This is a genomic window from Streptomyces sp. N50, from assembly GCF_033335955.1.
Lineage (GTDB): Bacteria > Actinomycetota > Actinomycetes > Streptomycetales > Streptomycetaceae > Streptomyces.
Window position 1 is genome coordinate 1,272,564 of record NZ_CP137549.1, and the last position, 12,849, is coordinate 1,285,412.

The 12,849-nt window shown below is 69.4% G+C and carries 11 protein-coding genes; 6 read left to right on the top strand and 5 right to left on the bottom strand.

Going from position 1 to position 12,849, the window contains the following annotated elements; all coding sequences use genetic code 11:
• Window positions 1-39 precede the first annotated feature (39 nt).
• Genes R2B38_RS05265 through R2B38_RS05280 form a run of 4 tightly spaced genes read left to right on the top strand, consistent with a single transcriptional unit; the run spans window position 40 to window position 3,630 of the window.
• On the top strand, window positions 40-906 hold the full coding sequence (locus R2B38_RS05265) for an ABC transporter ATP-binding protein (RefSeq protein ID WP_318015180.1): 867 nt from the start codon (window positions 40-42) through the stop codon (window positions 904-906).
• Window positions 903-1,760 (top strand): ABC transporter permease, encoded by an 858-nt coding sequence (locus tag R2B38_RS05270; protein WP_318015181.1) that lies wholly within the window; start codon window positions 903-905, stop codon window positions 1,758-1,760. The genes R2B38_RS05265 and R2B38_RS05270 overlap by 4 nt, the downstream gene beginning before the upstream one ends.
• The gene (locus R2B38_RS05275; RefSeq protein ID WP_318015182.1) at window positions 1,757-3,010 is read left to right on the top strand and encodes a sensor histidine kinase; all 1,254 of its coding nucleotides are present in this window, start codon (window positions 1,757-1,759) and stop codon (window positions 3,008-3,010) included. The genes R2B38_RS05270 and R2B38_RS05275 overlap by 4 nt, the downstream gene beginning before the upstream one ends.
• Window positions 3,007-3,630, top strand: a complete 624-nt coding sequence (locus R2B38_RS05280; protein WP_318015183.1) for a response regulator transcription factor — start codon at window positions 3,007-3,009, stop codon at window positions 3,628-3,630. Before R2B38_RS05275 ends, R2B38_RS05280 begins: the two co-directional genes overlap by 4 nt.
• 247 nt (window positions 3,631-3,877) lie before the next feature.
• Here the strand turns inward: R2B38_RS05280 and hisS are convergent, their stop codons facing one another.
• Both hisS and R2B38_RS05290 read right to left on the bottom strand, forming a co-directional pair.
• A complete protein-coding gene (gene hisS / locus R2B38_RS05285) occupies window positions 3,878-5,140 on the bottom strand; it encodes a histidine--tRNA ligase (protein WP_318015184.1) in 1,263 nt (420 codons plus the stop codon).
• A gap of 10 nt (window positions 5,141-5,150) precedes the next feature.
• Complete coding sequence (locus R2B38_RS05290) at window positions 5,151-5,861, bottom strand: MBL fold metallo-hydrolase (RefSeq protein ID WP_318015185.1); 711 nt, start codon at window positions 5,859-5,861, stop codon at window positions 5,151-5,153.
• Window positions 5,862-6,040: 179 nt separating this feature from the next.
• Between R2B38_RS05290 and R2B38_RS05295 the strand changes: the two genes are divergently transcribed.
• The gene (locus R2B38_RS05295; protein ID WP_033282267.1) at window positions 6,041-6,868 is read left to right on the top strand and encodes a peptidylprolyl isomerase; all 828 of its coding nucleotides are present in this window, start codon (window positions 6,041-6,043) and stop codon (window positions 6,866-6,868) included.
• A gap of 135 nt (window positions 6,869-7,003) precedes the next feature.
• A complete protein-coding gene (locus tag R2B38_RS05300; protein WP_318015186.1) occupies window positions 7,004-8,233 on the top strand; it encodes a DUF349 domain-containing protein in 1,230 nt (409 codons plus the stop codon).
• A gap of 94 nt (window positions 8,234-8,327) precedes the next feature.
• Here R2B38_RS05300 and R2B38_RS05305 read toward each other — a convergent pair whose 3' ends face one another.
• The 3 genes from R2B38_RS05305 to secF all read right to left on the bottom strand — a co-directional run bounded on the left by R2B38_RS05305 (window position 8,328) and on the right by secF (window position 12,848).
• Entirely contained in the window at window positions 8,328-10,853 is a 2,526-nt protein-coding gene (locus tag R2B38_RS05305; protein WP_318015187.1) for a bifunctional (p)ppGpp synthetase/guanosine-3',5'-bis(diphosphate) 3'-pyrophosphohydrolase, read from the bottom strand.
• A gap of 334 nt (window positions 10,854-11,187) precedes the next feature.
• A complete protein-coding gene (locus R2B38_RS05310) occupies window positions 11,188-11,727 on the bottom strand; it encodes an adenine phosphoribosyltransferase (protein ID WP_318015188.1) in 540 nt (179 codons plus the stop codon).
• Window positions 11,724-12,848 (bottom strand): protein translocase subunit SecF, encoded by a 1,125-nt coding sequence (secF, locus tag R2B38_RS05315; protein WP_318015189.1) that lies wholly within the window; start codon window positions 12,846-12,848, stop codon window positions 11,724-11,726. The genes R2B38_RS05310 and secF overlap by 4 nt, the downstream gene beginning before the upstream one ends.
• Window position 12,849 lies beyond the last annotated feature (1 nt).

The window sequence follows — 12,849 nt, forward strand, 5'->3', positions numbered from 1 at the left end:
GTCGTCCCTGAGCGCTCGATTCCGGACGATGCTCGTCGCATGACAACACAGGCGAACGAACTCGCAGTGGATGTGCGGGGGCTGCGCAAGCAGTACGGGGACGTGACCGCCGTAGACGGAATCGACCTGGAGATCCGCACGGGAGAGGTGTTCGGCCTGCTCGGACCCAATGGGGCGGGCAAGAGCACCACGGTCGAGATCCTCCAGGGCAACCGCGGCCGGGACGCGGGCGAGGTGTCGGTGCTCGGCTCGGACCCGGCGACGGGCACGCGCGCGTGGCGTTCGCGGGTCGGGATCGTCTGGCAGGACGAATCGGCACCCGCGGAGTTGACGGTCGGCGAGACCGTACGGCACTTCGCGCGCTACTACCCCCGCCCGCGCGACCCCGAGGAGGTCATCGGCCTGGTCGGTCTTGAGGCCAAGGTGGACAGCCGCATCAAGGCCCTGTCGGGCGGCCAGCGCAGGCGGCTCGACGTGGCCCTCGGGGTGATAGGCGGCCCCGATCTCCTCCTCCTGGATGAGCCGACGACCGGCTTCGACCCGGCGGCCCGGCGCCAGTTCTGGGACCTGATCCGCAAGCTCGCCGACGAGGGCACCACGATCCTCCTGACCACCCACTACCTGGAGGAGGCGGAGAACCTCGCCGACCGCCTGGCGATCGTCGCCAAGGGCCGCGTGGTCGCCGAGGGCGAACCGGCCGCCCTGCGCGAACGCCACGGCACCGGAGCCACGGTCGAGTGGACGGACCTGGACGGCACCCCGCGCGCGGAGCACACGGACACTCCGACCAAGGTCGTAGCCGAACTCACGCGCCGCTTCGACGGCGAGATCCCCGGGCTCCTGGTGAGCCGCCCCACCCTGGAGGACGTCTACCTCCGGCTGACCGGACAGGAGGACGCGCGATGACCACAACCACGGACACGACTGCTGTACGGCCCCGGACGAAGACCTCCGGAGAGCGACTCCCCAACGCCTGGGGACTCGGACTGCGGCGCGGGTCGCTGGAGCTCAAGCAGTTCTTCCGGCAGCGCGACCAGGTGGTGTTCACCTTCGCCTTCCCGGTCGTCTTCCTGTTCCTCTTCGCGTCGATCTTCAAGGACGACGTCCGGGGCGCGGGCGTCAACGCCTCCCAGCTGTACGTCCCGGCGATGATGGCCGCCGGCATCATGTCGACGAGTTTCCAGTCCCTCGGTATCTCGATCGCGATCGAGCGGGACGAGAAGGTGCTGCGCCGGCTGCGCGGCACGCCCATGCCACCGGCCGCGTACTTCCTCGGCAAGATCTGGCTGGTTCTGGTCACGGGCCTGATGGAGACGGCGATCCTGCTCCTCGTCGGCACCACGCTCTACGACGTGGACCTGCCCTCGTCCGCGGTGAAGTGGCTGGACTTCGCATGGATCTTCGTGCTCGGTCTGACGGCGTGCGCGCTGCTCGGCATCGCGGTCAGCTCGGTCCCGAAGTCCGGCAAGAGCGCGACCTCCGTGGTCGTACTCCCCTTCCTGGTCCTGCAGTTCATCTCCGGGGTGTACATCTCCATCGACACCATCCCGGACTGGATGCTCAACATCGGCGCCCTGTTCCCGCTGAAGTGGATGTGCCAGGGGCTGCGCGGAGTGTTCCTGCCCTCGTCGGCGCAGGTGCTGGAGCAGGCCGGGAGCTGGGAGTTCGGGAAGGTCGCCCTGGTGCTCGGGGCGTGGTGCGTCGGAGGATTGCTGCTGTGCCTGCTGACCTTCCGGTGGAAGAACCGGCGCGACGGATGACCGCTCCGCACGGGCCGTCGGGCTCGTACACCTGGGACCGCTCCTTCCGGCTCTGGGACACGTACTTCGCCCTGATCTGGCTGGCCACCCTGGTCTTCGTGCTCGGCACGAGCCAACCGGGGTGGCCGGTACGCGTCACGGCGGCCGCACTGCTCGTCCCGCTGATCCCGCTCTACGTCTGGATGGGCCGCCCGGTGCTGCAGGGCGACCCACCGGACGAGCGCCGGGCGGTCGGCTACCTGATCGCGGAGATGGCGCTGTTCCTCCCCTCCGCGGTCCTGGTCGGCGAGACCCGGCTGCTGGCCTTCGCGCTCGTCCCGCCCTGTTTCATGGTGCTGCGGCTGCGCTGGGCGCTGATCGCGGTGACCGTGATCAACATCGCGCCCGTGATCGGCTGGGCGCTGCTGTGGTGGCCGGGCGCGCAGGACGTGTTCTTCAATTCCGTCTTCGCGGTGGTCACCCTGGTCTTCTCGATGGCCCTCGGTACCTGGATCATCCGCGTCATCGAACAGAGCCAGGAGCGCGCGGAGTTGATAGCCGAGCTGGACGCCAGCCGCCACGAGGTCTCCCGACTCTCCTCGGCCCACGGTGCGTTGGCCGAACGGGAGCGGATGGCCCGCGAGATCCACGACACCCTCGCGCAGGGCTTCACCAGCCTGCTGATGCTGATCCAGGCGGTGGAGGCGGAGCTGGACGACGATCTGCCGCAGGCCAGGCGGCACTTGACCCTGATGGACGAGACCGCCCGCCAGAACCTGGCCGAGGCCCGCGCCCTGGTCGCCGGCGGCACCCCGGCCGACCTGGAGGGCGCGTCCCTCTCCGACGCCCTGCGCCGGCTCGCCGCCCGCCATGACGCGACACTCCAAGTCACCGGGCCTGCGCGTGCGTTGCCCGCCGGGCCGGAGGTCGTAGCTCTTCGTTCCTGCCAGGAGGCTCTCGCCAACGCCCGTAAGCACGCGGGGAGTTCGGCGAAGGTGAGCCTCGCGCTGGTGTACGCCGACGAGCAACTCACCGTGTCGGTACGGGATGACGGGTGCGGGTTCGATCCGGGGGCGGTGTCCGGTGGTTATGGTCTGGCGGGGTTGCGGACGCGGGCGGCGGAGGTGGGTGGGACGGCGGTGGTACGGAGTGCGGTGGGTGAGGGGACGACGGTGACGGTACGGCTGCCGATATCGCCCGCGTCGCCGGCAACCCCCGTGTCACCGATATCGCCGGTGCCGCCGGTGCCGCCTGTGAGGAGTTCTCGATGATCCGGATCGTCCTTGCCGACGACCATCCCGTCGTACGGGAAGGCCTGCGCGCGATGCTCAGCGCCGAACCGGATCTCGATGTCGTCGCCGACGCGTCCAGTGGGCCGCAGGCGGAGGCGCTGGCGGCTGAACTCCGGCCGGACATCGTCCTGATGGACCTGCGTATGCCGGGCGGCGGGGGCGTCGACTCCATCGTGCGGATGAGTGCGGCCGGGTTGCCGTGCCGGGTGATCGTCCTCACGACGTACGAGACCGACCGGGACATCCTGCGGGCCGTGGAGGCGGGGGCGGCGGGTTATCTGCTGAAGGATCTGCCGCGGGGTGAACTGGCGGACGCGGTACGGGCCGCCGCGCGGGGCGAGACCGTGTTGGCTCCGTCTGTGGCGGCGCGGTTGGTGGACCAGTTGCGGACGAGGCCGGAGCGGCCTCGGTTGTCGGAGCGGGAGACCGCGGTGTTGCGGTTGGTGGCGGAGGGGTGCACCAACGCGGAGATCGGGCGGCGGTTGTTCATCGGGGAGTCGACGGTGAAGACCCATCTGTTGCGGGTCTTCGGGAAGTTGGGGGTCGACGACCGAACGGCCGCGGTGACGAGTGCGATGCGGTACGGATTGCTGGACTGAGGATTCTCGCCCCCGCCGCCCCTACCCGTCCCACCCCTGGGGGCTGCCGCCCCAGACCCCCGCTTCGGCCTGAACGGCCTCGTCCTCAAACGCCGGACGGGCTAAAAGATCAAGCCCCGGCTGGTGACAACTCAGCCCCTCCGGCGTTTGAGGAGCGGGGGTCCGGGGGCTGGCCCCCGGCGGGGTCTGGGGCGGAGCCCCAGAAGGATGGGACGGGTAGGGGCGGCGGGGGCGAAAAACCCCGTCCTCAGCCCAGCTTCGACTCCAGCTCCGCCACGATCTCGTTCACCCCGACCGCCGTCTGCTCCCCGGACTGCATGTCCTTGAGCTGCACGACCCCCTCGGCAAGGTCACGCTCGCCCGCGACGATCGTGTAGCGGGCGCCACTGCGGTTGGCGTTCTTCATCGCGCCCTTGAGCCCCTTGGAGCCGTAGGAGAAGTCGGCCGCGATACCGAGCTTGCGGAGTTCGGTCACCTTGGTGAAGAGGACCCGGCGGGCCTCGTCGCCGAGCGGGACGGCGAACACGCTGGTGGACGCGGGGAGTTCGAGTTCGACGCCCTCCGCCTCCAGGGCGAGAACCGTACGGTCGACGCCCAACGCCCAGCCCACGGAGGGCAGCGCGGGCCCGCCGATCATCTCGGACAGGCCGTCGTAGCGACCGCCGCCGCCCACCGCGGACTGGGACCCCAGACCGTCGTGGACGAACTCGAAGGTCGTACGGGTGTAGTAGTCGAGGCCGCGGACCAGCTTGGGGTCGTCCTCGAAGGAGACGCCCGCAGCCGTGATGAGCTCGCGGACCTCCTCGTGGTACGCCTTGCACGCGTCGCACAGGTAGTCGCGGAGCAACGGCGCGTCCGCCAACTGCTTCTGGACGTCGGGGCGTTTGTCGTCGAGGACACGGAGCGGGTTGATGTCCGCGCGGCGCAGGGTCTCCTCGTCGAGGTCCAGGCCCCGGAGGAAGGTCTGCAGCGCCTCCCGATAGACCGGACGGCACTCCTTGTCGCCCAGGCTGTTGAGGAGGATGCGGAAGTTCCGCAGCCCCAGGGAGCGGTACGCCTGGTCCGCGAGGATGATCAACTCGGCGTCCAGCGCCGGGTCTTCGGCACCGATCGCTTCCGCGCCCACCTGGGAGAAGTGGCGGTAACGGCCCGCCTGGGGCTGCTCGTACCGGTAGTAGGAGCCCGAGTACCAGAGCTTGACCGGGAGGTTGCCCTGCCTGTGCAGGTTCGCCTCAAGGGCCGCGCGCAGGACGGAAGCCGTCCCCTCGGGGCGCAGGGCGAGCTTGTCGCCGCCCTTGGTCTCGAAGGCGTACATCTCCTTGCTGACGATGTCGGTGGACTCACCCACACCGCGTGCGAACAGCTCCACGTTCTCGAAGCCGGGGGTCTCGACATAGCCGTAGCCGGAATTGCGCAGCGGTGTCGCGATCGCCTCGCGCACCGCGAGGAACTTCGCCGACCGCGGCGGAATCAGGTCGTACGTGCCCTTAGGGGCCTGAAAGGTGCTCACGAAAATCTCGTCACATTCCTCGTCGGGGAGCGTCCTGGGCTCCCTGGCCGCCGGAGGCCACCTCCCGCAGATACGGGTTGGTGGCGCGCTCCTGGCCGATGGTCGTCTGGGGGCCGTGGCCGGACAGCACCACGGTCGAGTCGTCGAGCGGCAGGCACACGCGGGCCAGCGAGTCGAGGATCTCGGCGTGGGAGCCGCCGGGCAGGTCGGTGCGTCCGATGGAGCCGGCGAAGAGCAGATCCCCGGAGAAGAACACGGACGGGATGTCCGTGGTCTCGGGCATCTGGAAGGTCACCGACCCCTTCGTATGGCCCGGCGCGTGCGCGACCGAGAACTCCAGTCCCGCCAGCTCCAGCCGCGCTCCGTCGGTCAGCTCCTTGACGTCGTCCGGCTCCCCCACGGTCAGCTCGCCCATCAGCGGCATCCCGATCGAGCGGCCGAGCGCCTTCTCGGGGTCGCTCATCATGTAGCGGTCCTCGGGGTGGATCCATGCCGGCACGTCGTGCGCGCCGCACACCGGGACGACCGAGGCCACATGGTCGATGTGACCATGGGTGAGGACGACCGCGACGGGCTTGAGCCGATGCTTCCTGAGCGCTTCCTCGACTCCCTGGGCGGCCTGATGGCCCGGGTCGATGATCACGCACTCCTCACCGGCGGCGGGGGCGACGAGATAACAGTTCGTCCCCCAGGCCCCGGCGGGGAACCCGGCAATGAGCACGATCGTCCTTCGTTGTGTCGATACGGGTGGGGATAAGGATCCCTGCGTCAGTGGTCAGAGCCTACCGGCGCTGCCGAATCCTCAGCGAACCCATATACGGTACGGGGCACACGCAGGCGGTCGGCTCACAAGACGCACGCGTCCCAGTCGACGTACGAGACGCATGAGGAGAGAATCCGGTGGTCACCCAGGAACAGCGGAAGCGGCAGCTCGCGCGGGAGAAGTTCTTGCGGCAGCAGCAGCGGCGTACGTCCGCTCGACGCAAGGCGCGCATGCGCAACTCGGTGATCGCGTCGGTGCTCGGCGTGATCGTGATCGGCAGTGTGGCGCTGTACACGACCGGCGTCCTGAAGAACGACGACGACAAGACCAACGCGAGCGCGGACGTGACGCCCACGCCCAGCGCCTCGGCGACGAAGAAGGCGCCGGACCCGTGCGCCAAGCCGGCGGCCGGCAAGATCAAGACGGAGACGTGGAAGAAGGAGCCGGCGGTCACGATCGACAAGTCGGCCAAGTACACGATGAAGCTCGCGACGACCTGCGGTGACATCGACATCGCGCTGAAGACGTCGGCCGCGCCGCACACCGTGAACTCGTTCAACTTCCTTGCCGCCAAGGGCTTCTTCGACCACACGAAGTGCCACCGGCTCACCACCAGCGGCATCTACGTGCTGCAGTGCGGCGACCCGACGGGCGCGGGCAGCGGCGGCCCCGGGTACACGATCCCGGACGAGAACCTGAAGGACGCCAGCCTCAAGGGCGGGACGTACCCGGCGGGCACGGTGGCGATGGCGAACACCGGTCAGAAGCACACCGGCGGCAGCCAGTTCTTCCTCGTGTACAAGGCCAGCACGCTGCCGGCGAGCTACACCCCGTTCGGTACCATCTCGGCCTCCGGGATGAAGGTCCTGAACAAGATCGCGGCCGCTGGTGAGAGCACGGGCGCGGGCGACGGAGCACCGAACGCGACGGTCGTGATCAACAAGGCGACCGTCACGAAATCCTGACCGTCAACAGCGAAATTTCGGTCGCGCGGGATGCGGACAGGCAACCCGCCGGTCGCCTATGTTGGCCGTGACGAAACTGTGGACGATGCCCGGGGGCACAGAGGCCCTGTGCAGGCATCATGTGGAGGAGGCGCTGTGAGCAGCGACCCGTGGGGCCGCGTCGACGAGACGGGGACCGTGTACGTGCGTACGGCCGACGGCGAGCAGGTCGTCGGTTCCTGGCAGGCCGGCTCCCCCGAGGAGGCGCTGGCCTACTTCGAGCGCAAGTACGAAGGCCTGGTTGTCGAGATCGGCCTCCTCGAGAAGCGCGTGAAGACCACCGACCTGTCGGCGAAGGACGCGCAGGCCGCCGTCGACCATCTCCGTGAGCAGGTCGACGCCCACCACGCGGTGGGCGACCTGGCCTCGCTCGGGGTCCGGCTGGACAAGCTGGTGGAGACCGTCGAGGCGCGCCGCGAGGAGCGCAAGCAGCAGCGCGCCAAGCAGTCCGACGAGGCCCGGCACTCCAAGGAGGCGCTGGTCGTCGAGGCGGAGGAGCTGGCGCAGTCCGACCAGTGGCGGGCGGCCGGTGAGCGGCTGCGCGCGCTGGTGGACACCTGGAAGGGTCTGCCGCGCCTGGACCGCAAGTCGGACGACGAGCTGTGGCACCGCTTCTCGCACGCCCGGTCGGCCTTCTCCAAGCGCCGCAAGGCGCACTTCGCGTCGCTGGACGCGCAGCGCGAGGACGCCCGCAAGACCAAGGAGAAGCTGGTCGCCGAGGCCGAGGGTCTGTCGGCCTCGACGGACTGGGGTCCCACAGCCGCGCGCTACCGCGAGCTGATGGCCGACTGGAAGGCGGCGGGCCGCGCCCAGCGCGAGCACGAGGACGATCTGTGGAACCGCTTCCGCGGCGCCCAGGACGTCTTCTTCGCCGCCCGCAGCTCGGTCTTCGCCGAGCGGGACGCCGAGCAGACGGAGAACCTGAAGCTCAAGGAGGAGCTGGCCGAGGAGGCCGAGAAGCTCCTGCCGGTGACCGATCTGAAGGCGGCCCGCGCGGCCTTCCGCTCGATCAACGAGCGCTGGGAGGCCATCGGCCATGTGCCGCGTGACTCCCGCCCGAAGGTCGAGGGCCGGATGCACACGATCGAGCGGGCCCTCCAGGAGTCCGAGGAGGTCGAGTGGCGCCGGACGAACCCGGAGGCACGCGCGCGTGCCGAGGGTCTCACCGGTCAGCTCCAGGCCGCGGTGGACAAGCTCACGGGCCAGATCGAGCAGGCGCGCGCCCAGGGCAACACCTCCCGCGCCGACAAGCTCCAGCGCGAGCTGGAGGGCCGCCAGGCCCTGCTGGAGCAGGCGCTGAAGGGCCTCCAGGAGTTCGGCGGCTGAGCGTCCGCACGCACGCGTGAAGAGGGGCTCCCCGTACGGTGACGTACGGGGAGCCCCTCTTCGTATGAGTCGATGAACCGACGAGCCGAATGCGCTACGTCTTGTTGCGCGCCGACGTCACGCGGTAGACGTCGTAGACCCCCTCCACGCCCCTGACGGCCTTCAGGACGTGGCCCAGGTGCTTGGGGTCGCCCATCTCGAAGGTGAAGCGGGAGGTGGCCACGCGGTCGCGCGAGGTCTGGACGGCCGCGGAGAGGATGTTGACGTGCTGGTCGGACAGGACGCGGGTGACGTCCGAGAGGAGCCGGGAGCGGTCCAGGGCCTCGACCTGGATGGCGACCAGGAAGACCGAGGACTGGGTGGGCGCCCACTCGACTTCGAGGATGCGCTCGGGCTCGCGGGACAGTGACTCCACGTTGACGCAGTCGCTGCGGTGAACCGATACACCGCTACCCCGCGTGACGAAACCGATGATGGGGTCGCCGGGGACGGGCGTACAACAGCGGGCCAGTTTGACCCACACGTCGTCGACACCCTTGACGACGACACCGGGGTCGGCGTTCGACCGGCGCTTGCGCCCCCGGCCGTGCGCCGGCGGCACGCTCTCGTCGATCTCCTCGGTGGCCGCCTCCTCGCCACCGAGCGCCTGCACCAGCTTCTGTACGACGTTCTGCGCGGCGACATGGCCCTCGCCGATCGCCGCGTACAGCGAGGAGATGTCCGGGTAGCGCATCTCGTGCGCGAGCGTGACCAGGGAGTCGCCGGTCAGGATGCGTTGGATCGGCAGGTTCTGCTTGCGCATCGCGCGGGCGATGGCGTCCTTGCCCTGCTCGATCGCCTCGTCGCGGCGCTCCTTGGAGAACCAGGCTCTGATCTTGTTGCGGGCGCGCGGCGACTTCACGAAGCCGAGCCAGTCGCGGGAGGGGCCCGCGCCGGGTGCCTTGGAGGTGAAGACCTCCACCAAGTCGCCGTTGTCCAGGGTGGATTCGAGCGGTACGAGGCGGCCGTTGACCCGTGCTCCTATGGTCCGGTGGCCGACCTCGGTGTGCACCGCGTACGAGAAGTCGACCGGGGTGGCGCCCGCCGGCAGCGCTATCACGTCGCCCTTGGGCGTGAAGACGAAGACCTCGTTGCGGGACAGGTCGAAGCGCAGGGACTCCAGGAACTCGCCCGGGTCCTCGGTCTCCTTCTGCCAGTCGAGCAGCTGGCGCAGCCACGCCATGTCGTTGAGGTGGTCGTCCTTGCCGGTGGTCCTGGGCGTCTCCGCGCGCACCTTGGAGGTGCCGGCGACGGCCTCCTGCTTGTACTTCCAGTGCGCGGCGATGCCGTACTCGGCACGGCGGTGCATGTCGAAGGTGCGGATCTGGAGCTCAACGGGCTTGCCGTTGGGGCCGATCACCGTCGTGTGCAGCGACTGGTACATGTTGAACTTGGGCATCGCGATGTAGTCCTTGAACCGGCCGGGGACCGGGTTCCATCGCGCGTGCACGGTGCCGAGGGCCGCGTAGCAGTCGCGGACGGTGTCCACGAGGACGCGGATGCCGACCAGGTCGTAGATCTCCGCGAAGTCGCGGCCGCGGACGATCATCTTCTGGTAGACGCTGTAGTAGTGCTTCGGGCGGCCGGTGACGGTCGCCTTGATGCGGGCGGCGCGCAGGTCGGTCTGGACCTCGTCGGTCACTATGGCCAGGTACTCGTCACGCTTCGGTGCCCGCTCGGCCACCAGCCGGACGATCTCGTCGTACATCTTGGGGTAGAGGATCGCGAAGGCGAGGTCCTCCAGTTCCCACTTGATGGTGTTCATGCCCAGGCGATGGGCGAGCGGCGCGTAGATCTCCAGCGTCTCGCGCGCCTTCTTCTCCTGCTTCTCGCGCTTGAGGTAGCGCATGGTGCGCATGTTGTGCAGCCGGTCGGCGAGCTTGATGACGAGAACCCGAGGGTCCTTGGCCATGGCGACGACCATCTTGCGCACGGTCTCGGCCTGCGCGGCCTCGCCGAACTTGACCTTGTCGAGCTTGGTGACGCCGTCGACGAGGAGGGCCACGGAGTCACCGAAGTCGCGGCGGAGCTGGTCGAGGCCGTACTCGGTGTCCTCGACGGTGTCGTGCAGCAGGCCGGCCATGAGCGTTGCCGGGTCCATGCCCAACTCGGCCAGGATCGTGGTCACGGCGAGCGGGTGCGTGATGTACGGGTCACCGCTCTTGCGCTTCTGGCCGCGGTGCCAGCGCTCGGCGACCTGGTAGGCGCTCTCGACCTGGCGGAGGGTGGCCGTCTCGATCTTCGGGTCGTTGCTGCGCACTATCCGCAGCAGGGGCTCCAGGACCGGGTTGTACGGGTTGGAGCGCTGGACGCCGAGGCGCGCGAGGCGGGCACGGACGCGGTTGGAGGAGCCGCCGGTGCGTGCGGGCTGGCCTGCCGTGGGACGGGGCGCGGGAGTGGCCGCCGGGGCCGGCTTGGGGCGCGCGGGCTCGGCCGCCTTGTCGGCGGGCGCCGACCGGTCGTGCTCCGCCGCCGGGCGCGGTTCGGCCGGTGCGGTGCTCGCGCTCGTGGCGGGCTCCGCCGCGGGGCCCGGGGTGGGCTCGGGCTTGGCGGCGGTCAGGGGCTGGGCCTCGTCTGCCAAGAGGACTCCTCGTGCGCGATCCGGGTCCCCCGGTCAGGCTCCGGAGTGCCCATGGTAGCGATCCCGGGCTCCGGGCTCGCCTTCAGGCCGATGTGAGGGCCGTCTACCGCTGAAACGTAAGGGGCTGCCGCCGGCATTCCTGAGGTGGCGTGAGGGTGCCTTGGAGGTGTCCGGCGGGGGTGCGAGGGGGCCGATGAGGTGCGTGGCTGACCGCGGCGCCGTTGTGGCCGGCCGCGCAGTTCCCCGCGCCCCTTAGGGGGTAGCGCATACGCCCGTGACATGCGCAACGGCCGTCCCCTGGTCCAGGGGACGGCCGTTGCGTCGCGCGATCGCGTCAGACTACGAGCAGTGCCTCCAGCGGAGCCCCGTCCAGGGCCGGTTCCAGGCGGGCGCGGCCTGGGAGGAAGCCCAGTTCCATCAGGACCGCCACGCCCGCGACCTCGGCGCCCGCCCTGCGGATCAGCTGGACGGAGGCCTCGGCGGTGCCGCCGGTGGCCAGGACGTCGTCGACGACCAGGACGCGGTCACCGGCGCTCAGGTCCTCGGCGTGCACCTCGATCTCGGCGGAGCCGTACTCCAGGTCGTACGCCTGGCTGAGGGTCGCTCCGGGGAGCTTGCCCGCCTTGCGTACGGGGATGAAGCCGACGCCCGCGCGGACGGCCACCGGGGCGCCGAGGATGAAGCCGCGGGCCTCCAGGCCCACGACCTTCGTCGCACCGGTGCGCACGACGATCTCGGCGAGCGCGTCCGTGAGCGCCGTGAACGCGGCCGGGTCCGCCAGGAGCGGGGTGATGTCCTTGAACATCACGCCCGGCTCCGGGTAGTCGGCCACATCGCGGATACGGCTGAGCAGCAGCTCCTGAATGTCCGTCATCGGCGCTTCCCCGAGGGGCGGCCCCGACCGCGGTTGCGGGACGCCGGCTGGGTGCGCGGGCCGACGACGGCTGCCGCGTCCTCGGGCTCGTCGTCGTAGTCGTCGTCCGAGCGGTTGGTGACCTGCGACTCCGCCGGCTCGCCCTGCGCGGCGGCCTGGGCCCGCTTGGCGAGGACGCGCTTCTTGAGCGCCTTCATCTGCGGCTCGGCCTCCTTGAGGTCGGCGACGAGCGGCGTGGCGATGAAGATCGAGGAGTACGCACCGGCCGCGAGGCCGACGAACAGCGACAGCGAGATGTCGTTGAGGACACCCGCGCCGAGGAAGCCGCCGCCGATGAACAGCAGGGCCGCGACCGGCAGCAGCGCGACGACCGTGGTGTTGATGGAACGCACCAGGGTGCCGTTGATCGACCGGTTGGCGATGTCGCTGTAGGTCCAGCGGGTCTGCTTGGTGATGTCCTTGGTCTGCTCCTTGAGGCTGTCGAAGACGACGACCGTGTCGTAGAGCGAGTAACCGAGGATGGTCAGCAGACCGATCACCGTGCCCGGCGTGACCTCGAAGCCGACGAGGGCGTAGATGCCGATGGTGATCGTGATGTCGTGGATCAGGGCGACGAGAGCCGCCAGCGCCATGCGCCACTCGAAGGCGATCGCCAGATAGATCACGACCAGCACCATGAAGATCGCCAGGCCCTCCCAGGCCTTGTTGGCGATCTGGTCACCCCAGCTGGGGCCTACCAGGTCGGCGGCGATGTTCTCGGAGTCGACGTTCAGGTCCTTCGACAGCTGCTTCTTGATGCTGTCGGACTTGTCCGTGTCGATGCCGGCGATCTGGATGCGCAGGCTGCCGTCGCCGAGCTTCTGGACGACCGCGTCGTGACCGGAGGCGTCCTCGGCGTACTTCTCCGCCTGGCTCACCGAGGCGGACATGCCCTTCGGCGTGGTGAAGGCGGCGCCGCCCTGGAACTCGATGCCCATGTTCAGGCCGCGCACCGTCAGGCCGAGGATGGCCGTGATGGTGATCAGGATCGAGATGCCGTACCAGATCTTGCGATTGCCGACGAAGTCGTACCCGACCTCGCCACGGTGCAGCCGGGCGCCGAGGTTGCCGAGCTTCGACATC